At 58.7% G+C, this 23,807-nt stretch carries 26 protein-coding genes and 4 tRNA genes; 11 read left to right on the top strand and 19 right to left on the bottom strand.

Translation table 11 applies throughout. The features are described from left to right. Nucleotide 1: 1 nt before the first annotated feature. Both SWE17_RS12585 and radC read right to left on the bottom strand, forming a co-directional pair. Nucleotides 2–1,000, bottom strand: a complete 999-nt coding sequence (locus SWE17_RS12585) for an adenosine kinase (protein ID WP_322993432.1) — start codon at nt 998–1,000, stop codon at nt 2–4. A gap of 40 nt (nt 1,001–1,040) precedes the next feature. Continuing rightward, nucleotides 1,041–1,712 (bottom strand): RadC family protein, encoded by a 672-nt coding sequence (radC, locus tag SWE17_RS12580; RefSeq protein ID WP_322993431.1) that lies wholly within the window; start codon nt 1,710–1,712, stop codon nt 1,041–1,043. A 129-nt stretch (nt 1,713–1,841) separates the two neighbouring features. Between radC and SWE17_RS12575 the strand changes: the two genes are divergently transcribed. The 5 genes from SWE17_RS12575 (at nt 1,842) to SWE17_RS12555 (ending at nt 4,931) form a co-directional block, all read left to right on the top strand. After that, nucleotides 1,842–2,285, top strand: coding sequence for an FKBP-type peptidyl-prolyl cis-trans isomerase (locus SWE17_RS12575; protein ID WP_322993430.1), 444 nt, complete (start codon nt 1,842–1,844; stop codon nt 2,283–2,285). Further along, complete coding sequence (ispH, locus tag SWE17_RS12570; RefSeq protein WP_322993429.1) at nt 2,285–3,262, top strand: 4-hydroxy-3-methylbut-2-enyl diphosphate reductase; 978 nt, start codon at nt 2,285–2,287, stop codon at nt 3,260–3,262. The genes SWE17_RS12575 and ispH overlap by 1 nt, the downstream gene beginning before the upstream one ends. Beyond that, nucleotides 3,255–4,562 carry a serine--tRNA ligase gene (gene serS / locus SWE17_RS12565; protein WP_322993428.1) on the top strand — a complete coding sequence of 436 codons (1,308 nt, stop codon included), beginning with the start codon at nt 3,255–3,257 and terminating at the stop codon, nt 4,560–4,562. Before ispH ends, serS begins: the two co-directional genes overlap by 8 nt. A 43-nt stretch (nt 4,563–4,605) precedes the next feature. Then, a tRNA-Ser gene (locus SWE17_RS12560) sits at nt 4,606–4,695 on the top strand. A 68-nt stretch (nt 4,696–4,763) separates the two neighbouring features. Then, on the top strand, nt 4,764–4,931 hold the full coding sequence (locus SWE17_RS12555) for a hypothetical protein (protein ID WP_322993427.1): 168 nt from the start codon (nt 4,764–4,766) through the stop codon (nt 4,929–4,931). Nucleotides 4,932–4,973: 42 nt separating this feature from the next. On the opposite strand, the gene SWE17_RS12550 is transcribed toward SWE17_RS12555, so the two are convergent. The 6 genes from SWE17_RS12550 to SWE17_RS12525 all read right to left on the bottom strand — a co-directional run bounded on the left by SWE17_RS12550 (nt 4,974) and on the right by SWE17_RS12525 (nt 9,770). After that, nucleotides 4,974–5,531, bottom strand: a complete 558-nt coding sequence (locus SWE17_RS12550; RefSeq protein WP_322993426.1) for a nuclear transport factor 2 family protein — start codon at nt 5,529–5,531, stop codon at nt 4,974–4,976. Nucleotides 5,532–5,539: 8 nt separating this feature from the next. Further along, nucleotides 5,540–6,142 (bottom strand): response regulator transcription factor, encoded by a 603-nt coding sequence (locus SWE17_RS12545; protein ID WP_322993425.1) that lies wholly within the window; start codon nt 6,140–6,142, stop codon nt 5,540–5,542. 86 nt (nt 6,143–6,228) lie between these two features. Next, nucleotides 6,229–7,545 carry a tryptophan--tRNA ligase gene (locus tag SWE17_RS12540; RefSeq protein WP_322993424.1) on the bottom strand — a complete coding sequence of 439 codons (1,317 nt, stop codon included), beginning with the start codon at nt 7,543–7,545 and terminating at the stop codon, nt 6,229–6,231. A 41-nt stretch (nt 7,546–7,586) separates the two neighbouring features. Then, complete coding sequence (locus SWE17_RS12535; protein WP_322993423.1) at nt 7,587–8,249, bottom strand: site-2 protease family protein; 663 nt, start codon at nt 8,247–8,249, stop codon at nt 7,587–7,589. A gap of 12 nt (nt 8,250–8,261) precedes the next feature. After that, a complete protein-coding gene (locus tag SWE17_RS12530; RefSeq protein ID WP_322993422.1) occupies nt 8,262–8,885 on the bottom strand; it encodes an L-threonylcarbamoyladenylate synthase in 624 nt (207 codons plus the stop codon). A 39-nt stretch (nt 8,886–8,924) separates the two neighbouring features. Further along, the gene (locus SWE17_RS12525) at nt 8,925–9,770 is read right to left on the bottom strand and encodes a 3',5'-nucleoside bisphosphate phosphatase (RefSeq protein ID WP_322993421.1); all 846 of its coding nucleotides are present in this window, start codon (nt 9,768–9,770) and stop codon (nt 8,925–8,927) included. Nucleotides 9,771–9,928: 158 nt separating this feature from the next. Between SWE17_RS12525 and SWE17_RS12520 the strand changes: the two genes are divergently transcribed. Next, nucleotides 9,929–10,177 carry a YfhL family 4Fe-4S dicluster ferredoxin gene (locus SWE17_RS12520; RefSeq protein ID WP_322993420.1) on the top strand — a complete coding sequence of 83 codons (249 nt, stop codon included), beginning with the start codon at nt 9,929–9,931 and terminating at the stop codon, nt 10,175–10,177. A 15-nt stretch (nt 10,178–10,192) separates the two neighbouring features. Here the strand turns inward: SWE17_RS12520 and pth are convergent, their stop codons facing one another. From pth to SWE17_RS12485, 7 genes are all read right to left on the bottom strand, one after another. Then, nucleotides 10,193–10,834 (bottom strand): aminoacyl-tRNA hydrolase, encoded by a 642-nt coding sequence (pth, locus tag SWE17_RS12515; RefSeq protein WP_322993419.1) that lies wholly within the window; start codon nt 10,832–10,834, stop codon nt 10,193–10,195. 113 nt (nt 10,835–10,947) lie between these two features. Further along, entirely contained in the window at nt 10,948–11,574 is a 627-nt protein-coding gene (locus SWE17_RS12510; RefSeq protein ID WP_100117876.1) for a 50S ribosomal protein L25/general stress protein Ctc, read from the bottom strand. Nucleotides 11,575–11,673: 99 nt separating this feature from the next. Beyond that, nucleotides 11,674–12,642, bottom strand: a complete 969-nt coding sequence (locus SWE17_RS12505) for a ribose-phosphate pyrophosphokinase (protein WP_322993418.1) — start codon at nt 12,640–12,642, stop codon at nt 11,674–11,676. Nucleotides 12,643–12,683: 41 nt separating this feature from the next. Beyond that, nucleotides 12,684–12,760, bottom strand: a tRNA-Gln gene (locus SWE17_RS12500). 34 nt (nt 12,761–12,794) lie between these two features. Then, nucleotides 12,795–13,640, bottom strand: coding sequence for a 4-(cytidine 5'-diphospho)-2-C-methyl-D-erythritol kinase (ispE, locus tag SWE17_RS12495; RefSeq protein ID WP_322993417.1), 846 nt, complete (start codon nt 13,638–13,640; stop codon nt 12,795–12,797). Nucleotides 13,641–13,686: 46 nt separating this feature from the next. After that, nucleotides 13,687–14,205 (bottom strand): lipoprotein insertase outer membrane protein LolB, encoded by a 519-nt coding sequence (locus SWE17_RS12490; RefSeq protein ID WP_322993416.1) that lies wholly within the window; start codon nt 14,203–14,205, stop codon nt 13,687–13,689. Beyond that, nucleotides 14,202–15,923, bottom strand: coding sequence for a tetratricopeptide repeat protein (locus SWE17_RS12485; RefSeq protein WP_322993415.1), 1,722 nt, complete (start codon nt 15,921–15,923; stop codon nt 14,202–14,204). Before SWE17_RS12485 ends, SWE17_RS12490 begins: the two co-directional genes overlap by 4 nt. 77 nt (nt 15,924–16,000) lie before the next feature. Here SWE17_RS12485 and mutM point away from each other — a divergent pair, with 77 nt between their 5' ends. Both mutM and mutY read left to right on the top strand, forming a co-directional pair. Next, entirely contained in the window at nt 16,001–16,816 is an 816-nt protein-coding gene (gene mutM, locus SWE17_RS12480) for a bifunctional DNA-formamidopyrimidine glycosylase/DNA-(apurinic or apyrimidinic site) lyase (protein WP_322993414.1), read from the top strand. Next, nucleotides 16,801–17,841 (top strand): A/G-specific adenine glycosylase, encoded by a 1,041-nt coding sequence (mutY, locus tag SWE17_RS12475; RefSeq protein WP_322993413.1) that lies wholly within the window; start codon nt 16,801–16,803, stop codon nt 17,839–17,841. Before mutM ends, mutY begins: the two co-directional genes overlap by 16 nt. A gap of 46 nt (nt 17,842–17,887) precedes the next feature. Here the strand turns inward: mutY and rapZ are convergent, their stop codons facing one another. Genes rapZ through SWE17_RS12460 form a run of 3 tightly spaced genes read right to left on the bottom strand, consistent with a single transcriptional unit; the run spans nt 17,888 to nt 21,336 of the window. Continuing rightward, on the bottom strand, nt 17,888–18,751 hold the full coding sequence (rapZ, locus tag SWE17_RS12470; protein WP_322993502.1) for an RNase adapter RapZ: 864 nt from the start codon (nt 18,749–18,751) through the stop codon (nt 17,888–17,890). Then, the gene (gene recN, locus SWE17_RS12465; RefSeq protein WP_322993412.1) at nt 18,748–20,439 is read right to left on the bottom strand and encodes a DNA repair protein RecN; all 1,692 of its coding nucleotides are present in this window, start codon (nt 20,437–20,439) and stop codon (nt 18,748–18,750) included. Before recN ends, rapZ begins: the two co-directional genes overlap by 4 nt. A 3-nt stretch (nt 20,440–20,442) precedes the next feature. Next, complete coding sequence (locus SWE17_RS12460; protein ID WP_322993411.1) at nt 20,443–21,336, bottom strand: NAD kinase; 894 nt, start codon at nt 21,334–21,336, stop codon at nt 20,443–20,445. A gap of 28 nt (nt 21,337–21,364) precedes the next feature. Here SWE17_RS12460 and hrcA point away from each other — a divergent pair, with 28 nt between their 5' ends. Both hrcA and SWE17_RS12450 read left to right on the top strand, forming a co-directional pair. Beyond that, nucleotides 21,365–22,369, top strand: coding sequence for a heat-inducible transcriptional repressor HrcA (gene hrcA, locus SWE17_RS12455; RefSeq protein WP_322993410.1), 1,005 nt, complete (start codon nt 21,365–21,367; stop codon nt 22,367–22,369). A gap of 35 nt (nt 22,370–22,404) precedes the next feature. Next, nucleotides 22,405–22,481 (top strand) — tRNA-Ile (locus tag SWE17_RS12450). Between the two features lie 54 nt (nt 22,482–22,535). On the opposite strand, the gene SWE17_RS12445 is transcribed toward SWE17_RS12450, so the two are convergent. Further along, nucleotides 22,536–23,543 carry a P1 family peptidase gene (locus SWE17_RS12445; RefSeq protein WP_322993409.1) on the bottom strand — a complete coding sequence of 336 codons (1,008 nt, stop codon included), beginning with the start codon at nt 23,541–23,543 and terminating at the stop codon, nt 22,536–22,538. Between the two features lie 151 nt (nt 23,544–23,694). On the opposite strand from SWE17_RS12445, the gene SWE17_RS12440 reads away from it, so the two are divergent. Continuing rightward, nucleotides 23,695–23,771: transfer RNA gene (locus SWE17_RS12440), tRNA-Arg, on the top strand. The last annotated feature ends 36 nt before the right edge of the window (nt 23,772–23,807 follow it).

Raw genomic sequence — 23,807 nt, 5'->3', positions numbered from 1 at the left:
TTCAGGCCTTTTGGAAGTCTGTGCAGATCGCTTGCATGTGGGCTGCCGTCAAGCGGTTGCCGTGTTGGCTGACGACAGCGGCAGCTGTGCGGTTGGCCAAGGCCGCGGCTTGCGCGGCGGTGTGGCCGTGGGTGATGCCGTACAAAAAGGTGCCTGCAAACATGTCGCCTGCGCCGTTGGTGTCCACCGCTTGGGTGGGCACGGCGGGCACTTCGATGCGCTGCTGGCCTTGCACGACAATGCAGCCCTTGGGGCCCCGCGTCAAGCACACGGTTTTGGCCAAAGCCGACAGCTGACCGATGATGGCGTCCAGGTCGGTGGTGCCGCACCAGGTTTGCGCTTCTTCTTCGTTGGCAAACAAATAGTCGAGGCCGTCGCCGATCATGGCTTCGAGGCCAGCACGGCAGAAGTTGATCATGCTCACATCGCTGAGGGTCAACGCCGTGGCCACTTTGTGCTCGATGGCGATTTGGCGACCTTGCACAGCGGCCTCGAGGCCCGTGGGCGAGGCGGCCAGGTAGCCTTCCATGTAATAGATCTTGGACTTGGCGATATCTTGCGGGTGCAGGGCGCTGGCGTCCAGTTGCGATGTTGCACCCAGGAAGGTGCACATGCTGCGCTCGGCATCGGGGGTGACCAGCACCATGCAGCTTCCGGTTTGGCCTTCGCGGGCTTGGGTATGGGTGAGGTTGGTGGCCACGCCATTGGCTTGCAGGTCTTGGCTGTAGTAGGCGCCCAGCTCGTCGTCCGCCACGCGGCATGAATAAAACGCTTTGCCGCCCAATTGGGCCAGAGCCACCACCGTGTTGCCTGCTGAGCCGCCACCGGTGCGGCGGGCATGCAGGCCTTGCACGTGGCTGAGCAATTCAGCACGTTGCGTCGTGTCTATCAAGGTCATGTGGCCCTTGCTCACGCCCATGGCGCCCAGCAGTTCATCGGAGACTTCGTATTCGGTATCGACCAGGGCGTTGCCGATGGCATAGAGGTGGTAGTGGGACATGGACGGTCGTGACGGTGGAAAACCTACGAGTTTACCGGCCTCACATCAAGCCTTGCTCCGCCATCGACAGTGCCTGCCCTTGGCCGACGATGATGTGGTCCAGTACGCGCACGTCCACCAGCGCCAAAGCTGCCTTGAGGGTTTGCGTCAGATGTTCGTCGGCCCGGCTGGGCTGCACAGAGCCACTGGGATGGTTGTGAGAGAGCACCACAGCAGCCGCCTGGTGGTGCAGGGCGCGCAGAACGACTTCGCGTGGGTAGACGCTGGTCTGGCTGAGCGTGCCTCGAAAAAGCTCTTCCATGGCCAGCATGCGGTTTTGGTTGTCCAGAAACAGCACGGCGAAGACCTCGTGGTTTTTGTGGGCCAATTGCAGTTGCAGGTATTGCCTGACTGCGCCCGGCGTATGGAAGGCTTCTCGCTCTTTGAGGCGTTGGCTGAGGGCCCGGCGGGCCATCTCGAACACCGCCAACAGCTCTGCCTGTTTGGCGGGCCCCAAGCCTTTGACGCCCTTGAGAGACTGCACTGTGGCGTTCAGCAGACCAGCGATGCCGTCTGGCCCCAGTAGCTCTTCGGACAACTGAAACACGTTTTTGCCCGCCATGCCGGTGCGCAGCAAGATGGCCAAGAGCTCCACATCGCTCAGGGCCTGCGGGCCTCGGGTGAGCAGTTTTTCGCGCGGACGCGCATCCGTCGGCAAGTCTTTGATGCCCATGTGTTGCCCCTCCCTGGAGCGGCCTCGGTCCTTTTTATCCCCTTGTTCGGGACTGTTTGGCCGGGCTTTTTACAATAGTGGCTTCTTTATGCCCGTTTGCCCGCGTTTGCGGCATTCCAGAAAACCCTTATGTCCATTGTCGAACCCGGTTCCTTCTTGACGCTTCACTACCGCCTGGCCGGGCCGCAGGGGGACATCATCAACACCTTCAAAGAGAAACCTGCGACCTTGTCACTGGGTTCGGGCACCTTGTCGCCCGCCGTGGAGCAACGCTTGCTGGGCCTGGCCGAGGGCACGCGGGTGGTGATGGAAATTCCCGCAGGCGAGGCCTTCGGAGAGCGCATTGCCGACATGCAGCAATGGGTGGCCCGCAAGCTGCTCAATGAATTGGGGGACCCGACTGAAAAATACGCGGCGGGCGATGTGGTGCAGTTTCCGACACCTGACGGATTGGGCTCGTATGCTGGCACCGTGTTGCAAGTGAACGAGGAGGGCGCGGTGTTGTTTGACTTCAACCACCCGCTGGCCGGTCAGCCTGTGACCTTTGAAGTCGAACTGATTGGGGTGCTGTGATGACGTCTGAAGTTTTTTTGGCAGAACCTCGTGGTTTTTGCGCCGGGGTGGACCGTGCGATCGACATCGTGGAGCACGCGCTCACCAAGTTTGGCCGCCCGATTTATGTGCGCCACGAAATCGTGCACAACACCTATGTGGTCAATGACCTCAAGGAAAAAGGCGCGATCTTCATCGAAGAGCTGGCCGATGTGCCGCCCGGGGCCACGCTGATTTTCAGCGCCCACGGCGTGAGCCGGGCGATTCAGGACGAAGCTGAGCGCCGCGGTTTCCGGATTTTTGATGCCACTTGCCCACTGGTGAGCAAGGTGCATGTGGAGCTGGCCAAGCTGCACAAAGAGGGTTACGAGTTCATCATGATTGGCCACAAGGGTCACCCCGAGGTCGAAGGCACCATGGGCCAGCTCGACAGTGGCATCCACTTGGTCGAAGACGTCGAAGACGTTGCCAAAGTGCAACCTGCCCAGACCGACTTGCTGGCGGTGGTGACGCAAACCACCCTGAGCGTGGACGACGCTGCCGAAATTGTCGCGGCCGTGAAAGCCCGCTTTCCGCAGGTGCGCGAGCCCAAACAGCAAGACATTTGCTATGCCACGCAAAACCGCCAAGACGCCGTCAAGCTGATGAGCCCGCTGGTGGACGTGGTGATCGTGGTGGGCAGCCCCACCAGCTCGAACAGCAACCGCTTGCGCGAGCTGGCCGACCGCCTGGGCACGCCCGCTTACATGGTGGACTGCGCGGCCGACTTGCAGGAAGCCTGGTTTGAAGGATCGCAAAAGGTAGGCCTGACTGCGGGTGCCTCGGCCCCGGATGTGCTGGTGCAAGAGGTGATTGCCCGTTTGCGCGCCATGGGGGCGTTGTCGGTGCGCACCCTGGACGGCATTCAGGAAACCATCAAGTTCCCGTTGCCCAAGGGCTTGAAGATGGACCCTTTTGAAAACCCAGAACCCGGCTCACTACAATCGCCCCATGCTTGATATTGTTCTACTCCGCAAAGATCTGGACGCCGTTGTCGCGCGTTTGCAGACCCGTAAAAATCCCCAGTCCTTCCTGAATGTGGACGCCTTCCGGGCTTTGGAGGGTGAGCGCAAAACGCTGCAAACCCGCACCGAAGAGCTTCAAAGCCAACGCAACAGCCTGTCCAAGCAAATTGGCATGCTCAAGGGCAAGGGCCAGCATGCCGAGGCCGATGCGGTCATGGCCCAAGTGGGTGCCATCAAGGACGAGCTGGACGCTTCGGCCCAGCGGCTGGATGTGATCCAGGCCGAGCTGCAAAACTTGCTGTTGGCCGTGCCCAATTTGCCGCACGAATCGGTCCCTGTGGGCGCGGGCGAAGAGGGCAACATCGAGGTGCGCCGCTGGGGCACTGTGCCCACTTTTGACTTCGAGCTCAAGGACCATGTGGACATTGGCGAAAAGCTGGGTCTGGACTTTGAGACCGGCACCAAGCTGACTGGTTCGCGCTTCACCTTCATGCGTGGCCCGGTAGCGCGTTTGCACCGTGCGCTGGCGCAATTCATGCTGGATGTGCAGACCAGCGAGCACGGCTACACCGAGTGCTACACGCCTTACATCGTGAACGCCGACACCCTGCGCGGCACGGGTCAGTTGCCCAAGTTCGAAGCCGATCTGTTTGCGGCCAACAAAGGTGGCCAAGAGGGCGAAGAGAGCCAGGCGCTGTACCTCATCCCGACATCTGAGGTGACGCTGACCAACGTGGTGCGTGACGAGGTGCTGGCCGAAGCCGATTTGCCCATCAAGCTCACAGCGCACACCCCGTGCTTCCGGTCGGAGGCGGGCAGCGGTGGGCGCGATGTGCGCGGCCTGATTCGCCAGCACCAGTTTGACAAAGTTGAAATGGTGCAAATCGTGCACCCCGAGCAGAGTTACGCAGCGCTCGAAGCCATGACGGGCCATGCCGAAGCTATTTTGCAAAAGCTGCGCTTGCCCTACCGTGTGATGAGTTTGTGTACCGGTGACATGGGCTTTGGCGCGAGCAAAACTTATGACCTAGAGGTCTGGGTGCCCGCGCAAAACACCTACCGCGAGATCAGCTCAGTCTCCAACTGCGAGGCCTTCCAGGCCCGCCGCCTGCAGGCGCGTTTCAAAAACGCCCAAGGCAAGAACGAGTTGGTGCACACCTTGAACGGCTCGGGTCTGGCCGTTGGCCGTGCACTGGTGGCCGTTTTGGAGAATTACCAGAACGCTGACGGTTCGGTCACAGTGCCTGAGGTGCTGCGTCCCTACATGGGTGGTTTGGCTTTGCTCAGCGTTTGAGCCGTCGCCGCTCTGCTAGAATCTCCGCTTCGACAAATACTCAGGAGGGGTGGCAGAGTGGTCGAATGTACCTGACTCGAAATCAGGCGTAGTGGCAACACTACCGAGGGTTCGAATCCCTCCTCCTCCGCCAGTTAAAAACCCCGCAATGGTTCACCGTTGTGGGGTTTTTTTATGATTTCCCCATCTGGAATGAACGCCATGAAATCTCTTGTCTTGTGTGCTGCGGTGGTGTTGTTCCCATTGCTTTCGGGTTGCACCGTTTTGGCCGTTGCGGATGCGGCTGGTTCTGCAGTGGTGTATGGGGTCAAAAGCACCTTGAATGTTCTCGATGCGGTCACGCCTGACATCGTCAACAAAAAGAAATAATGCGGCGCAAGTCGCTGCGGTGTTGGGCAGCAGCGCTGTCTGTCAAGCCTTGCGGTGTTCGGCCAAATCGTTCCAGACATCTTGCTGGGTGATCAATCCGTCTTGAACGACCATGCGGTCAATGAAGCGAATGCCTTCAAAAGTTTGCCCATCGAGCCAAGTGCCTTGCAGAGTGCCATGGCAAAACACCACGGTGGCATCGCCTTGCCAGCTTTCTTCAAATTGGTCGTATTGTTTGGCGATGCGGGTGTAGCGTTGCTGTGCCCAAGTGGTCATTTCTTGCAGTGAGTGCATCACCACACCGCCCGGAAAGCACATGCGAAATTCGGGGTGCAGAAACGATTGGGCTTTTCCCAAGTCCCTTTCCTGCATGGCTTGCAGAAACGACTGCACCACCTCTGACGCTACCGGATGGGCAGCACGACCCTCACTGAACACTTTGCCGTCGCGACGGTAGGTGCTGACTTCGTTGACAAAAACCGTGGTGCCTGCTTCGGGCGTGGCGATCACCGAACGAACCGCGTTGGCCACGCGATTGACCATGCGGTGCTGGGTGGATGGTTCGTATCCGGGCAGTAATGTGATGGATACAACCGGCATGGCGGTGTTTAGATGCCCAACCAGCCGTTGGTGCGTGCAAAGTGCAGGGCTTGTGTACGGCTGTTGACGCCCAAGCGGCGGAAAAGGCGCCAGAAGTGCACCTTGACGGTGTGCTCGCTGATGTCGAGTTTTTCAGCGATTTCGCGGTTGGACAAACCTTGATCGAGCATCAAGATCAGTTGCTTTTGGCGCTTGGAGAGCTTGGTAGGACCTGCGGGAGCGGCGTCCTCTTGGGCTTCCTCTTCCTCCGTGATCAGCAAGCTGCGCAGAGCTGCAATGATTTGCGTGGGGCTGTTGGATTTTTCGATGAAGGCGTTGGCACCGGCTTCAAGGCAACGGGATTCGAATTCGCTGGCGCTGGCGCTGGTGACCACAGCCAAAGGCACATTCGGGAATTTTGATTTCAGGACCTGCACGCCAGACATGCCCAAGGTATCGGGCAGTTGAAGGTCGAGGCAGAACAGTTCCGGCAAGCCATTTTTCTCTACCGTCGACTCGACCACGTTCAATTTGTGAATGGGGATGATTTTCAGACCTGGCTTGACGCGGTGCACAAGCATGGTCAAAGCATCGCGCATCAGGGGGTGGTCATCAATGACGTAGACGGTCATGTTATTAAGTCTCGGCAGTAAACTGAAGGTTTAAGGATACACTTATTTGGTGATTTCCACAATAATAATTGGCAAATTTGTAAAAGTTATTTAATCGTTTTTTGCGAATTAAACAAATTTTCAAGTGTTTGCACCGCGATTTTGTCTTGCTCTGGGGATTGGGCTTCCAAGACATTGGCCCATTCGGTCAAGGCTTCTACCCCTCCGGCTTGCAACTGGGCGATGGTTTGCCCGGCGTCTTTGGGGGATGCAAAACCCAAACTTTGAAGCAAAACCTTGCCTTGTGCGTCGACCAGTTTGAAGTAAAACTGACCATCTTTTTCGCGGTATTGCTTGAAGCTGGCCACTGTGGTTTTGTTTTCCTTGGCGGCCTTTGTGGCGCTACCCGACGACAAGGGGCGCAGTCCCACGGCATTGCGCACTTCGCGCATGAAGGGCGTTGCCAATTGGCGTGCTTTGTCCGCGCCCGCCAACAAAATTTTGTCCATCTGCGCGGGGTTGTCGATGAGCGCCTGGTAGTGTTCGCGCATGGGGCTGATCTCGCGGTCAATGCGCTCAAACAGCATTTGCTTGGCATCCCCCCAGCCAATGCCTTCGGCATAAGCTTGGGCCATGGCGGCGGTCTCGTCGGCACTGGCAAATGCTTGGTAAATCTGGAACAGTGCAGAGCCTTCGGTACTCTTGGGTTCACCCGGGGCTTTGGAGTCGGTCACGATGCCCGCGATTTGCTTGCGCATTTGCGCGGCGGGTGCAAACAGCGGGATGGTGTTGTCGTAGCTTTTGCTCATCTTGCGACCGTCGAGGCCGGGCAGCAGGGCCACAGATTCTTCGATCACGGCTTCAGGCAAGACAAAATGTTCGCCGTAGAGGTGGTTGAAACTCGAGGCCATGTCGCGCGCCATTTCAATGTGCTGGATCTGGTCGCGACCCACCGGCACTTTGTGCGCTTTGAACATCAAGATATCGGCCCCCATGAGCACGGGGTACATGAAGAGGCCCGCCGTCACATCGCTGTCGGGGTCATGGCCTGCCAAGTTGTTTTTGTCGACAGCTGCTTTGTAGGCGTGGGCGCGGTTGAGAACGCCCTTGCCCGTGACGCAGGTCAAAAACCAAGTGAGTTCGGGAATTTCAGGGATGTCGGATTGGCGATAAAAAGTGACTTTTTCAGGATCCAGGCCCGAGGCGATCCAGCTGGCGGCAATCTCCAGTGTGGATCGCTGGATGCGAGCTGGTTCATCGCATTTGATGAGGGCGTGGTAATCGGCCAGAAAGTAAAAACCGTCGGTTTGGGTGTCACGGCTGGCCTGAACGGTGGGCCGAATGGCGCCCACATAGTTACCCAAGTGGGGTGTGCCTGTGGTGGTGATACCAGTGAGGACGCGGGTGCGGTTCTTGGAGGTCATGAAAAAAGCCAAAAGCAGAAATGAAAATCAGCGCCAAAAAATCAGCGTAACAAAGAGGCCAAGGGGCTGAGGGTGAGCTTCAAAAAGTCGAAAGTCACGCCCATCAAAGGTTGCATCCACCAAGCACTGATGACGCCTGTGAGCACCAGCGCCATCACGATGAAAAAGCCCCAAGGCTCGACCTTTGAGAAAAGCACCGCTTGGCGCCATGGCAAGAGCCCCACCAGAATGCGGCCACCGTCCAATGGAGGCAAGGGGAAGAGATTGAATGCAAACATGACCACATTGGTCAGCATGCCGGCTTTGCACATTTCGATGAAAAACCGCTCGGTGATGCCGCTGCCGGCCAGAACATAAAACAGCACGCCCCACAGCAAAGCCTGTACCAAGTTAGAACCAGGCCCTGCCAATGCCACCCAAATCATGTCGCGTTTGGGGTGGCGAAGTCGGTCAAAGCGCACAGGCACTGGCTTGGCGTAACCGAACAAGAATGCACCACTGGTGCTGAAATAAAGCAGCAAGGGCAGCAAGATGGTGCCCATCAGGTCGATGTGCGGCATGGGGTTCAAAGTCACGCGACCCATCAGGGCGGCGGTGTGGTCACCCAAGCGCAAAGCGGCGTAACCGTGTGCAGCCTCGTGCAAGGTGATGGCAAAAATCACCGGCAAGGCATAAATCAAAACGGTTTGTATGAGGTCGGACATGCAGAGATTGTCTCAGAGGCCCAAACGGGCAGGGTCACCCTGACCGTGCCGAAGGATCTCGGGTTCGTCGCCTGTCATGTCGATCACGGTGGTGGGCTCGAGCGAGCAGGCACCCGCATCGATCACGGCGCCCACTTGGTGCTCCAGTCGTTCCCGGATGTTTTCGGGGTCGTTCAGTGGCTGCTCTTCATCCGGCAGGATCAAGGTGGCCGCCAATAAAGGCGCGCCATGCAGGGCCAGCAGTTCTTGCAGAACTTTGTGGTCGGGGACCCGCAAGCCAATTGTTTTGCGCTGGGGGTGGCTGACTCGGCGCGGTATTTCCTTGGTGGCTTCCAAAATGAAGGTGAAGGCCCCAGGCGTGGCTTGTTTGATGGCGCGAAACTGCCGGTTGTCCACCTTGGCGTAGTTGGCCAGTTCACTCAGATCGCGACAAAGAACAGTCAGGTGGTGTTTCTCGTCTACACCGCGTATGCGGCGCAATTGGTCCACCGCATTCTTGTCATCCAGATGGCAAACCAGGGCATAGCTGGAATCGGTGGGCACTGCCAATACGCTGCCTTGGTTGAGCAGTTGAACCGCTTGCTTGAGCAAGCGTATTTGGGGATTGTCCGGGTGAACGCTGAAAAATTGAGCCATGAACAGAAAGCTTCGGTGCGGTCAGAGTTCAGCGCCCACTCACTGAATGCGATCGGTCAGCAGGCTCCACACGGTTGTCAGTTGTCCTGGCAAGTCAGGCAAGGTGCCGAGGTCAATGCGACTTTCTTCGGGGCTGTGGAAATCGCTGCCGCGCGAGGCGGCCAAATCGAACTCCAGCGCAGTCTCGGCATAGCGAACGGCTTCGGGTGAGGAGTGACTGCCCGTGATGACCTCCACGCCGCGCCCGCCATGGGCCTTGAATTCGCTGAACAGCGCGTATTCTTCGTTGGGCGTGAACCCGTAGCGAGCAGGGTGGGCAATCACGGCAATTCCCCCTGCATCGGAGATCCATTGAACCGCGTCTTGCAAGCGCGCCCAGCGATGGGGCACGTAGCCGGGTTTGCCTTCGGTGAGGTATTTGCGAAACACTTCAGACGTGTCGTTGCAGATCCCGGATTCCACCAGATGCCGCGCAAAGTGTGTGCGCGAAATCAACTCGGGGTTGCCCACATAACGCAGAGCGCCCTCGTAGGCATTCAAGATACCGACCTTTGCCAAACCATCCGACATTTCTTGGGCGCGTTCGCTGCGACCGCCGCGTGTGCGGCGCAAACCTTCGGTCAACGCGGTGTTGTCAGCATCGAAGCCCAAGCCCACGATGTGCACGGTTTGGTGGGCAAAGGTGACCGAAATTTCTGTCCCCGTCAGGAAGGGCAAGCCTTGAGCCCGGGCGGCTGCCAAGGCGCGTCCCAGACCCGATACCTCGTCGTGGTCGGTCAATGCCCAAAGCTCCACACCGTTGGCTTTGGCGCGTTCAGCCAAGGCTTCGGGGGTGAGGGTGCCGTCAGACATGACGGAGTGGCAGTGCAGGTCGGCGTTGATCATGCAAACATTTTAGGCCTTTGCTGATCTGGCACAGCGGGTTGTGGGGGGATGCTCTTGAAATTGCAGGCGTTCGAGAACAGCCCTTCGGCGCTTCGGGCTGATCGGCTTGGTCGATAATTCGTGATGACCTTGAAGCACTCTTTTGTGGATTCCACCCTATGGCACTGATGATCACTGACGAATGCATTAATTGCGACGTGTGCGAGCCCGAGTGCCCGAATCAAGCGATCTACCTGGGCGAGGAAATTTACGAAATTGACCCCTCCAAATGCACCGAGTGTGTCGGGCATTTTGACGAGCCTCAATGTGTCCAAGTCTGTCCTGTGGCGTGCATCCCTATTCACCCACAGCACGTTGAGAGCCAAGAGACACTCTGGGCCAAATACCGCAGGCTGCAAAGTCAGTGAGCCTGCGGGCCTGCATCACTCCGCTGTCGGTGGGGGCGCGTTTGGCACTGGCGCTTTGACAGGCCGGGGTGGTTTGGGACGTGGTGGCTTGCTGGTGTGGATTTGGGCCATGGCTTTTTCCATCTGACCCGCCAAAAGCAGCGGCAAAGCTGCAACCGACCGGTAGATGCTGTCATCGATCGCCTTGCGCTGCTCCAGCATCGGTTTCTTCAAGACCCAGCTGACCACTTCGGCCTTGTCACCCGGGTGGCCCACGCCAATGCGCAAGCGCCAGTAATCGGCCGTACCCAGTTGGGCATGGATGTCGCGCAGGCCGTTGTGCCCGGCGTGGCTGCCGCCCAATTTGAGCTTGGCTTCACCCGGCACGATGTCGAGTTCGTCGTGCGCCACCAGAATTTCTTGGGGATGGATTTTGAAGAACCTGGCCAGTGCGCTGACCGACTTGCCCGACAAGTTCATGAAGGTCTGGGGTTCAAGCAGCCAGAGGGTTTGTCCATTCACGGTGGTGCGGGCCATCAGGCCGTGGTAGCTGCGCTCGGGCACCAAGGACACCTTGAGTTCACGGGCGACGGCATCGATCCACCAGAACCCAGCGTTGTGGCGGGTGTCTTCGTATTCGTTGCCCGGGTTGCCCAGGCCGACAAGCAGTTTGATCATGGTGCGTGATTATCCTTGCAAGGTGCCATCCGAGGGTGCGTGGATTTTCCCAAAACAAAAGGCCCGCTTGCGCGGGCCTTGAAGGGGCAGGGCCGAAGCCCCAAGCCAGAAGATTACTTCTTGCCTTTGCCCTTTTTGGCGTCTGCAGGTGCAGCGGCCACGGGTGCGGCCACCACCTCTTCGACAGGAGCCACCACGGACACGAGGACCGGGTTTTTCTTGCCGTGCGTGATGGCTTTGCAGCCGGCTGGCAAGGTGATGTCGTTCAGGTGCAGGGATTTGCCCATGGTCAGGCCTTTCAAGTCCACCGCGATGAATTCGGGCAGGTTGGCAGGCAAGCAAGCCACTTCGAGTTCGGTGACGACGTGAGTGACTGTGCACTTGTCGGTCTTGACGGCTTCGGACTCTTCTTCGCCGCTGAAGTGCAATGGCACTTTCATGTGCAAAGTGGTGTTGGCGTCAACGCGCTGGAAGTCGATGTGTTGCACCAACTGCTTGTAGGGGTGCATCTGGTAGTCACGCAGCAAAACTTTGCTGGACTGACCATTGAGTTCCATGTCCAGAATCGAAGCGTGAAACGCTTCTTTTTTCAGGGCATGCCACAAAGCGTTGTGGTCCAGCTCAATCAGTTGGGGGGCCGATGTGGAACCGTAAACGATGCCAGGTGTGCGACCGGAATTGCGGAGACGGCGGCTCGCACCCGTGCCCTGCTTAGCGCGCTCAAAAGCGACAAATTTCATACATTTCTCCTTCTAGGGCCCACCGCGACCAGTGCGACCCTGACTCAAAAAAGCCAGCCAGTCCACAAGGACGGCTGGCCACTGTTGGCCCGTCACCGATCAGGCTTGATCGGAGAACAGGCTCATCACCGACTCACCATGCGCAATCCGGTTGATCGTTTCGGCGATCAGCGGTGCGACGGAAAGTTGGCGAATCTTGGAACACGCTGCAGCTTCAACCGACAGCGGGATGGTGTTGGTGACGACCACTTCGTCGAGGGCTTCGCCCTTGGCGATGCGGTCGATGGCTGGACCCGAAAAAATCGGGTGGGTGCAATAAGCGTAGACTTTTTTCGCGCCGCGCTCTTTGAGCACTTCGGCAGCTTTGACCAAGGTGCCTGCGGTGTCGATCATGTCGTCCATGATCACGCAGTTGCGACCTTCGATTTCGCCGATGACGTGCATGACTTCACTGACGTTGGCTTTGGGACGGCGTTTGTCGATGATGGCCAGATCACAGCCCAGTTGCTTGGCCAGAGCGCGCGCACGAACAACACCGCCCACATCGGGCGACACGACGATCAGGTCTTCGTAGTTTTTTTGGCGCAAATCACCCAGCAAAACGGGGGATGCATAGATGTTGTCAACCGGGATGTCAAAGAACCCCTGGATTTGGTCAGCGTGCAAATCCATGGTCAGCACGCTGTCGACGCCGACAGCTTCCAGCATGTTCGCCACCACTTTGGCCGAGATGGGTACACGGGTTGAGCGTGGGCGGCGGTCTTGGCGTGCGTAACCGAAGTAAGGGATGACTGCGCTGATGCGGCCAGCCGAGGCGCGTTTGAGCGCATCGACCATGATCAGCAGTTCCATCAGGTTTTCGTTGGTGGGGGCGCAGGTGGACTGCACAATGAACACTTCGCGTGCCCGAACGTTTTGCTTGAGTTCGACAGTGACTTCGCCGTCAGAGAAGCGGCCCACATCAACAGCACCGAGCTGCGTGCCCAGGTGTTTGGCGATCTCGGCGGCCAAAACGGGATTGGCGTTACCAGTAAACAGGAGGGGGAGTGAAGCAGGCTGCATGTGCATTCCAGCGATCAGAAAAAAGGGCCTGTACGATTGAACGTATTTGGCAGGGGAAGAAGGACTCGAACCTTCGAATGCCGGAATCAAAATCCGGTGCCTTAACCAACTTGGCGACTCCCCTACACGGGTTGACCGCTGAAACAGCGACCGACCGATCAACTTTCGCTGGATGCCCAACCCTGTAAAGGGTGAACCTCCAAATTGCTGCACTTGCGCACTTGCCAGTGGCCAGGGACCACCAAAGACTGAGTGCTTGACGTGCAATGTGCAAACACTGCACTGCCAGAACCTGTCATTCTTCCGTTCATGCCAGCCAATTTCAGCACTTGGAGTGCCTCGGTGACTTCGGTGCATAAAGTCTGCGCAACAGGCTGCAAATCATTGTGACCGAAGTCATATGGCTGTGCAGCGAAGACGGAAATTGTAGCAGGCTTTGTGGCGCGGTGAAGGTCTGGATGCTTAAAAATTTGTGGTGTTTCGACGCCCGCCGAGGGTTTGATGACCCAAAAATTCGCTGGGGGTAGTGCAATAGGAGTAATTTCTTCACCCACGCCCTCCACCCATGCATTGCGGCCACGCAAAAAGAAGGGGACATCTGCGCCCAGTTGCAAGCCCAGTTTTTCAAGGGTTTCAAGGCCCAGTCGAAGGTCCCAAAGCTGGTTAAGGGCCAGCAAACAGCTGGCGGCGTCAGACGATCCGCCGCCCATGCCCGCTTGCGCCGGGATTTGTTTGTCCACAGCGATGTGAACGCCTTGCGTGCAGCCCGTTTGCTGTTGCAGCAATTTGGCCGCGCGGGTGATCAGGTCGTCGGCGGGCAAGGGCACCGTCAGGTCTTCACGGCTGACAGCGCCCCCGGGGCGTAATTCAAAGTGCAACTTGTCGCACCAGTCGATGAGCATGAACACCGATTGCAGCAGGTGATAGCCGTCGGGGCGGCGACCTGTGATGTGCAAAAAAAGGTTGAGTTTGGCCGGGGCTGGGACGTCGAGCAGCTGTTTCATGTGTCAGATTATCGCGAGTGGCCCAGCTGAGGGTGGGTGCAAGCCATCAGCGGTCGAGCACGATGCGCAAAACAGCTTCTGGCGCGGGCTCGTGGCGCTGGGCAGTCAGACGACCTTGCGGGTGGGCAGACAAGTCCACATGCCACCCCGGCACAGCGGTGGCTTGACCTGCAAGCCAGTCGAACAATGCGGCGATGGGCAGGTTTGTACCGGTCAACCGTTGACTCAAGCTTTGCAAACTGGAACTCTCTGTTTTCTCCTGACCTTGTTCCAGTTGGGCGGATTGGGGGGTCCAGCTCAGCCGTGCCAAAGTGGTCCCGATGGGGCTGAGCAGCAGCATTTCCCCCTGAGCCGCCGAGCCTTGCAATTCAAAACTAGTGCTCCAGTTTTGAGGGGGGAGGCTTTGTAATTGAAGAGCCAGACGTCCTGACCAAAAAGCTGCGGGGTTGGCAGGAGGGGGGCGCTGGGTTGCGCAACCGGCCAAGACCGACACAAGCCAGATACCAGCGCCCAACCCTGCAAGCCTTTTGAAGGGATGCTTGACGGGTTCTTGGCTTGCTTTCATGGTTTGAAGTTGAAGCGCTTGAGTGTTTCGAGCAAAGTTTCGTTGTCGGCTTTGAGCAGCAAACCTTCGCGCCAGAGGGTGCCAGCTTCTTTTTGTTGGCCCATGACCCAAAGCACTTCACCCAAATGGGCTGCGATTTCAGCATCGGGTTTGGCTTTGTAGGCAGCCTTCAGTATGGCCAATGCCTCGGCTTTTTCGCCTCGGCGAAACTTCACCCAACCCAGACTGTCTTGAATGTAGGCATCTTGCGGCGCCAATTGCACCGCTTTTTCGATCAGTTGCAGCGCTTCATCCAAGCGGATGTTGCGGTCCGCCAAGGAATAACCCAAGGCATTGAAGGCGTGGGCTTCTTGGGGGGCCAATGCCATCAACTGACGCAGCAAGGCCTCCATTTCGTCAAAACGTTTGAGCTTTTCGCAAACAAGGGACAACTCCGTCATCAGTTCGGTGTTGTTGGGTTGCTTGTCCAAGGCGGCTTTGACCAAAACATAGGCGGCTGGCGTGTCTTGATGTTCACGCAGCCAAAAGGATTGCGCCAGTACTTTTCGCAGGGCTTGTTCTGCGGTGGTGGGTTTGATCTGTGCCAGCAATTGCCGTGCTTCATCCAGACGACCTTGTTGGGCCAGCACATCGGCTTGTCGGCTGGCCAGTTTGATGGGGTCCGCCCCAGTGGGCATTTGGGCCAACCATTGGTTGGCGCGGTCCAATTGCTTGTTTTTTTGCGCTATTTGGGCCAGGGACATCAAAGCTTCAGCCAAGCCAGCTTGATGTTCAGGCGTCTTGATGTCGCCCACCAAGCGCACATACTGCTCGAGGCGCTTTTCGGCTTCCGGCAGTTGACCATTTTCTTGGAGGACCAATCCGTGAATGAGCCAGCCATCTGCAAACGCGGGGTGTTTGTCATTGAGCAGCACCAACTGCGCCAAAGCATCAGGTCGTATCGCCAGTGCGACCAGGCTGCGTGCGTAAGCCAAGCGCAGTTCGGGCGTGACGTCTGTTTTCATGGCCGCATCGACCATGGGTTTGAGACTGCTGTTGACGTTGTCCAGCAAGCTCAGGGCCAACACCAAGGGGCCAGTGGCCTTGGGGTCTGCAGCATGGCCTTGGCGTGCAGCCTCGGTTGCTCGCGAAACTTGTCCTGCATCTCGGCGCATGCGGCCAACGGTGGTCCAGGCTGCTGCCACCGTGGCTTTTTGGGTGAAAGCTTTGGTCAATGCTTTCTCAACGGCATCGGCCGCAAGGGCTTTGTCTTTCACCAAACCAAAGATGCGCGGGGCTGACGCGATCGCGCCCGCTTGTTCATCCAAAGGCAATTCGTTGATGGACACCGCCAGGGCTTTGCCGGATTCTTCGATTCGGTTGAGAGCCAGCAAAATCTGGAGCACATAACGGTTGGCTTCGGTGGCAGATGGAATTTCCCTTTTCCAGGTTTGAGCTGCTTGCAGAGCAGCTTCGCCAGACCGGGCTTGCAAGGCCATGTCCACCGAACGCTGGAACAAAGCAGGGTCCCGGGTTTTGCGGGCAGCATCGAGCATGATGGAAAAACCACTGCCGGGTGAGCCTTGTCGGGTGTTCAGTTCACCCAGCAAAATTTGGTAAAAAAGAGCCGCATCCAGTGCCGACGATTTGGGCGTGGACTCTGCTTTGGGCGCGGAAGACTGAGCCCAAGCACCGACGGCAAGCGAGGACAAAACGGCAAGTCGGAACCAAAATTTCATGCTGGACATCATAATCCAGCCACCTTTTAAACAAGCGCGGGGCAGCCCAATAGCCGCCCTGACCGCCAGACCCTTGCATGCCCGAACTCCCAGAAGTTGAAGTCACCCGCCGCAGTTTTGTCGACCGCATCGCCTCGGCCCACATTCTGGCGCTCCACTTGGGCAAGCCCTTGCGCTGGCCGCTGGGCGTGCCCGCTGCCAGCCTGGTGGGCCGGCAAATCTGGGGCGTTCGGCGGCGGGGCAAATACCTGTTGCTGGACTTGGACCAAGGTCTGCTGTTGGTGCACTTGGGCATGTCGGGAAGTCTGAACTTTGCACCCACCCAACCCGAGGCTGGGCCACATGATCACATGGACTTGGTGACCGATCGGGGTGTGCTGCGCCTGCACGACCCGCGACGATTCGGCGCGGTGGTCTGGGCCCCGGGTGAGGATTCGCCCCAAGCGCAAAAGCTGCTGGGGCGCTTGGGTGTGGAGCCTTTGAGCGCCCAGTTTGATGCGACCGCCTTTGCCCATGCCCTCAAAAAACGACAAACGGCCATCAAGCAGGTTTTGCTGGCGGGCGACGAAGTCGTGGGCGTGGGCAATATTTATGCATCAGAAGCCTTGTTCATGGCGGGCATCCGTCCCACCACCAAAGCTGCACGTTTGTCCAAACCCCGTGTGGCCCGGCTGCACGCGGCCATCGTGCAGGTGCTGACCCGAGCGGTAGAGCAGGGCGGCAGTTCGCTCAAGGATTTTGTGAACGCCGAAGGTCGCACCGGGTATTTCCAGCTGGAGGCTGCGGTTTATGGTCGCGCGGGCGAGCCTTGCCGGGTGTGCGCCACACCCATCAAGTCCATGTTGCAAGGCCAACGCACCACCTTTTACTGCCCGTCATGCCAGAAACCGTGATGACTTTGCCCGATGGCTTTGCCCGCCGCATGGTGGACTGGCAGCGCTTGCACGGCCGCCAAAGCCTGCCTTGGCAAAACACCCAAGACCCGTACCGCGTTTGGTTGTCCGAAATCATGCTGCAGCAAACGCAGGTGAGCACGGTGCTGGACTACTTTCCAAGGTTTTTGGGTCGATTCCCGGATGTGGCGGCGTTGGCGGCTGCGCCGCAAGACGATGTGCTGGCTTTGTGGAGCGGACTGGGCTATTACAGCCGCGCCCGAAACCTGCACAAATGCGCCCAAGAAGTGATGGGGCGTTTTGGCGGGGCCTTTCCGCGCCGGGCCGAAGACCTGCAAACCCTGCCAGGCATTGGGCGATCCACGGCTGCTGCCATCGCGGCGTTTTGCTTTGGCGAGCGCGCCGCCATTTTGGATGGCAACGTCAAGCGCGTGCTGACCCGGGTGCTGGGCTTCGGCGCCGACTTGGCCGTATCCAAAAATGAAAAAGCCCTGTGGGCGCTTGCGCAAGACCTCTTGCCTGCGCAAGCTGCCGACATGCCGCGCTACACCCAGGCCTTGATGGACTTAGGTGCCACCGTTTGCTTGCCGCGCAAGGCGCAGTGCGAAGCCTGCCCGGTCAGCACCCTGTGCCAGGCTCAAGCGCAGGGTGAGCCGCTGGCCTACCCTGTCAAAACCCGCAAGCTCAAACGCAGCAGCGCCACGCTCTGGTTGCTGTGGGCGGTCAATGCGCAAGGCCAAGTGTGGTTGCAAAAGCGGCCTGACACGGGCATCTGGGCGGGCTTGTTCAGCTTGCCCGTGTTTGATTCGGAATCGGATTTGCTGGCCGCCTGGTTCACTGGGCAGGAGCCGCAATTCATCACGCCTTGGAAGCATGTGCTGACCCACCGCGATTTGCACCTGCACCCGGTGCGCATGCACGGGGTCGGAAGAAGCGCCCCGTCTTGTGATGGGCAGTGGGTGAATGCCGATGTGTGGCCTGGGATGGGACTGCCCGCCCCGATTCGGACATTGCTGACTTCTTGAACCGGGCAGGCCTGCGGCGAAGCTGCAGCATGGAAGATGGGCAGCCTCAGAGCGCGTCCAGCTCCCGGTGTCGCTTGAGCGTAAGCCAACGTGTCCCAAAGCTTTGCGCCAGCTGCTCGACCATGAACACCGAGCGGTGCTGACCCCCGGTGCAGCCGATGGCCACGGTCACGTAGCTGCGGTGATCGCGTTCGATGGCTGGAATCCAATGCTTCAAAAAACCTTCGATTTGCAGCTGCATCTGCACGAATTCCTCCGATTGCCGAAGGTAGGCTTGCACAGGCTCATCTCTGCCCGTCAGTGGGCGCAAAGCGCTTTCGTAGTGGGGGTTAGGCAGCATGCGCACGTCAAACACATAGTCGGCATCGGTGGGGATGCCGCGCTTGAAGCCAAAAGACTCAAACACCAAAGTCAGTTGCGCAGAAGGTGCGCTGACCAAAGTCTTGATATAGGTTTGCAGCTGGGCTGAGCGCAGCAAGCTGGTGTCGATGACATGGGCGCGATCACGCAAATCTGCGAGCAATTCACGCTCGAAACCGATGGTCTCCATCAAGGCTTTGTCACTTTGCGGCTTATCGCCCCCCGACAAAGGATGTTTGCGCCGCGATTCTGAGTAACGCCTTTGCAGGGTGTCGGAGTTTGCGTCCAGAAACACCGACTTCACCGTCATGCCCATGTCGCGCAGCAAATTCATTTGCTCGGGCATCAGATGCAGCGAGTTGGCGCTGCGCACATCGATGGCAATTGCCAAGCGTTGTTCTTGGTGCTGTTCTTCGAGTTTGACAAAGGGGATCAGCAACTCCGGAGGCAGGTTGTCCACGCAGTAATATCCCGCGTCTTCCAGCGCATGCAGCGCCACCGATTTGCCAGAGCCGGACATGCCGGTGATGAGGATGATGTCCATGCTCAGCTTTGAGTGGCTTTGCGGCCAGTAGTTGGGGAGGGGGTGCCCAGCATTTCGCGGGCATGGGCCAAGGTGGTGGCAGACAACTTCTCGCCGCCCAGCATGCGGGCGATTTCGCTCACGCGTTCTTCACCGTTCACGCCGCGCACTTGACTGCTGACTTGGCCTTTGACGGCCGCCTTGCTCACAAGCAGGTGGTGGTCGGCGCAGGCAGCCACTTGGGGAAGGTGGGTCACTGCCAACACTTGGCGGTGTTGTCCCAGCTGTTTCATGAGGCGCCCAACGGTCTCGGCCACGGCACCGCCAACACCCGAGTCGACCTCGTCAAAGATCAAGGTTCCGGCTTCACCCAGTTCGCTGGTGGTCACGGCGATGGCCAGCGCAATGCGCGAGAGCTCACCCCCCGAGGCTACTTTGCCCACGGGGCGTGGGGTGCTGCCCTCGTGTCCGGCCACCAGAAAACTGACTTCTTCCAGGCCGTGTTGTGCAGGTGCGTCCAGGGTTTGCAGTTGAACCTCAAAGCGGCCACCTTGCATGCCCAGTTGTTGCATGGCGCTGCTGACCGCCTGGGCCAGCGGTTTGGCGGCTTTCTGGCGCTCTCGGGATACAGCTTTGGCCGCGAGACTGCAGGCAGTTTGGGCCACATCTGCAGCTTTCTGCAAGGCCTCTAAATCGGCGGCGGCATCGAGCTGTGCCAACTCTTTGCGCCAGCCCTGCAAGGCCAGTGGGAGTTCGTCGGGTGTTTTTTTGTAGCGCCGAGCGAGCGACAACCACAGGCCCATGCGCTCGTCCAGGTGTGCCAGCTGGGCCGGGTCCAGGTCGGTTTTACGCAAATAAGTGTGCAGGCTGTGGGCCACGTCTTCGGCTTGGGCTTGTGCCGAAGTGAGCACGTCGGCCAGGGCGATGAATTCCGGTTCAAATTGACCGAGCGACTGCAGGGTTTGAATGGCGCGGGACAGCTGGCGCAGGGCGCCGCCTTCGCTGTCGCTCTCACCGCCTTCAAGCAGAAGAGTGCCTTCGTTGGCCCCATCGATCAGGGCCTGAGCATTGGCCAATCGGCTGTGCTGCGTGCTCAGCTCTTGCCATTCGTCCACTTGCGGATGGAGTTTTTCCAACTCGCCAATTTGCCAAGCCAGCCGCTCGCGTTCGTTGGCCAGCGTGCTTTGAGATTGTTGCGCGTCTGCCAAGGCTTGCTGCGCTTGTCGCCAGGTTTGCCAAGATGCTTTGAGGGGGCGGGTGTCGATGCCCGCGTAGGCGTCAAGCAGTCCGCGCACCGCGTCAGGCCGCGTCAGACTTTGCCAGGCGTGCTGACCGTGAATGTCCAAGAGTTGTTCACCCAGCTCGCGCAGCTGCGTGGCCGTCGCCGGGCTGCCGTTGATCCAGGCGCGGCTCTTTCCGCTGGTGTCCACCGTTCGGCGCAAAAGTAAAGAAGCGTTCATTTCAAAACCAGCTGCTTCCAGCCAAGCCCCAATGGCGGGCGTGGGTTCGAATTCGGCGCAGACCTCGCAGCGGCTGGCACCTTCACGCACCACACCCGATTCGGCGCGTGCCCCCAAAGCCAGTTGCAAAGCATCGATCAAAATGGATTTGCCGGCACCCGTTTCGCCCGTCAAGACACTGAAACCTTGGGTCAGGTCCAGTTCCAGGGTTTGCACGATCACAAAGTCGCGCAGGGTGATGTGCGTCAACGCCATGGCTCAATCGCCCCCATTCCAGTGCATCTTTTTGCGCAAAGTGTCGAAGTAATTCCAGCCCGACGGGTGCAAAAACTTCACCGTGTGCTCTGACCGATTGACCACGATCCGGTCACCCAAAATCAGGTCGGCCAGGGATTGCATGTCAAAGTTGGCGCTGACATAACGCCCCGCGACGATTTCGATGCTGATTTCTGACGATTCGGGCAGCACGATGGGCCGGTTAGACAAGGTGTGGGGCGCAATGGGCGCCATGACCCAGCCGCCAATGGCTGGGTGCATCAGCGGGCCTCCCACCGAGAGCGAATAGGCGGTGGAGCCTGTGGGCGTCGCGATGATCAAGCCATCGGCCCTTTGGTTCGACACAAAGCGGCCATCGACCTCGACCCGCAGCTCCACCATGCCCGAGGTGCCGCCGCGGTTGACCACCACGTCGTTCATGGCCAGTGCGTTGAACACGCTGCGTTGGTCCCGCATGACGTGGGCTTGCAACAAACTGCGGTCTTCTGTTTGGTAATGGCCCTGCAGCATGGGCAACAACACATCTTGGTAACTTTGAAGCGGGATGTCGGTGATGAAGCCCAGCCGCCCTTGGTTGATGCCCATGAGTGGCAGATTGAAGCGGGCCATCTGCCGGCCAATGCCCAGCATGGTGCCGTCGCCGCCAATCACCAAACCCAGATCGCATTGGCTGCCAATGTCGTCCATGTCCAGCATGGGGTACTGGCTCAACCCCGTGTGCATGGCGGTTTCTCGGTCCAGCACCACGTCGCAGCCTTTTCGCGTCAAGAACTGGGCCACATCGTCCAGAGCGCGGCGAGAGCTCTCCAGCGCCCCACCATGCGCGGTGGTGTGGTACTTGCCAAAGAGTGCAACGTGACGGAACTTTGATCTCATCGGTAAATTACATCATTAAAATGACCGCATGCTAGATGATCGTGCCAAGTTATTGCTCAAAGCGCTGGTTGAACGCTATATCGCGGATGGCCAGCCTGTGGGTTCTCGCACGCTCTCAAAAGCCTCGGGTCTGGATTTGTCACCCGCCACCATCCGCAATGTGATGTCTGATCTGGAAGAACTGGGTCTGATTGCGAGCCCCCACACCTCTGCCGGACGCATTCCCACCAGCCGGGGTTACCGTTTGTTTGTGGACACCATGCTCACGGTCCAGCGCGATGGTCTGGAAACCCCCGCTCTTATCCCTGACCAGCCGCAAAAAGTGATCGCCAGCGCGGCCAACTTGCTCTCCAACCTGTCGCATTTTGTGGGCGTGGTCATGACGCCCCGAAGGCCCTCGGTTTTTCGGCACATCGAATTCTTGCGCCTGTCTGAGCGGCGTTTGCTGGTCATCATCGTCTCGCCCGAGGGGGATGTTCAAAACCGCATCTTGTTCACCGAGACCGATTACTCGCAAAGCCAGCTGATTGAAACTTCCAATTTCTTGAACACCCATTACGCGGGCATGGCCATCGAGCAGGTGCGCAGTCGGGTGCAACAAGAATTGGTCAGCTTGCAAAGCGAAATCGCCACGCTCATGCAAGCGGCTGTGCAGGTCAGCACCGAGGCCTTGGCCGAAGACCAGAACGAGGTGGTGATTGCGGGTGAGCGCAATCTCTTGTCGGTGAGCGATTTCTCCAGCGACATGGGCCATTTACGCCGGGCGTTTGACCTGTTCGAGCAAAAAACCCAGCTCATGCGCTTGCTCGATGTGTCCAGCCAAGCCGAAGGTGTGCGCATCTACATTGGCGGTGAGAGTCAAATGGTGCCCATGCAGGAACTGTCCGTCGTCAGCTCCCCGTATGAGGTGGATGGCCAGATTGTGGGCACCTTGGGTGTGATTGGTCCCACCCGCATGCCCTACGACCGGATGATCCAGATCGTGAACATCACATCCCGCTTGGTCAGCAACGCGCTGAGCCAGTCCAAATAAGCGCTGTCCGGGCCACTACAATCAGCCCTTCGGTTGGGGCGTTAGCTCAGTTGGTTAGAGCAGAGGACTCATAATCCTTTGGTCGACAGTTCAAGTCTGTCACGCCCTACCATTTAAATTTTGACAAAGCCCACTTTTCATCAGGTGGGCTTTTTCGTTTATGGCTTTAATTTGCCATGTCTGTAGCTGCAGGCACATCTCCCCAACCCGTGGTGATACCCCGCGCCTGACGAATGGCATCGACCGTGGCCAACGCTGTGGCCTCGGCCGCCATCACAGTGAGCAGCATCAAATCGACCGGGCCGGTCTCGGTGCCTGTGGCCAAGGCAAAAAGGGTGTCGCCGTCCAAGGTCGTGTGGGCCGGGCGGATGCTGCGGGCCAGGCCGTCGTGGGCACTCATGGCCAGGCGTTTAGCCTGAGCTTTGGTCAGGGTGGCGTTGCTGGCGACTACGCCAATGGTGGTGTTGGTCCCGGGCAGGGGGCGGCTGCCGCGCTCACCCGCCAGCAAGGCCCGTTGGGTGTCCAGCAAGTTTTTTCCATCGGCCGTGCGGGCCCCGGCCAGCACCTGACCTGTTGCTGGGTCAACCACATCACCCACCGCGTTGCAGGCGACCAAGGCGCCCACGACCCATGGTCCCACGCGCACGCTGGCGTTGCCGATGCCACCTTTCATGCAGCGATCCAGGCCAAAGAGTTTGCCCACGCAGGCACCTGCGGCTGCGCCGACATTGCCTGCGGCGGGCGAGTCTGCGGACGCCGCTTGACAGGCGGCGTAGCCGGCTTGTGCGCCGGGTCGGGCTTGGGGGGCATCGCCCGGTCGCACCACGGGCAAGTCAAACAAGACGGCCGCAGGCACGATAGGCACGCGGCCGTAGCCTGTTTCAAAGCCGATGCCCTGCTCATCAAGCCAGCGCACCACGCCCGTGGCGGCGTCGAGGCCAAATGCGCTGCCGCCGCTCAGCACCACCGCATGCACTTTGTCGACCAAATTGGCCGGGTCCAACAAATCAGTCTCGCGTGTCCCGGGGGCGGCACCGCGTACGTCCACTGCACCCACGGCCCCACCGGTGGCCAGCACCACCGAGCAGCCTGTGAGGCGTTCCTTCAGCGTGAAGTGGCCCACCAGAAGGCCTGGTACATCCACGATGGATCCCATGGTCATTGAGCTCGGCATGTTCCTGATTCCTCCAGTTGGGATGACACTTGTGGTGAGACTTGAGAATAACGCTTGCAAAAGGCCATTGGCATCGTCCATTCTGGACAGCCATTTAATTGAGGTCTGTTCTGAGATGCCCTCAAAAGCTTGCTATAATTCGATGCATGATGCGGCTGTAGCTCAGCTGGATAGAGTACTTGGCTACGAACCAAGGGGTCGTGGGTTCGATTCCTGCCAGCCGCACCAAAAATTAGAAAGCCCACAACGAAAGTTGTGGGCTTT

This window comes from Limnohabitans sp. (assembly GCF_034680285.1).
Taxonomy (GTDB): Bacteria; Pseudomonadota; Gammaproteobacteria; order Burkholderiales; family Burkholderiaceae_C; genus Limnohabitans_A.
The sequence above is the reverse complement of the archived record's forward strand: the minus strand, read 5'-3'. Positions and strand labels throughout refer to the sequence as shown.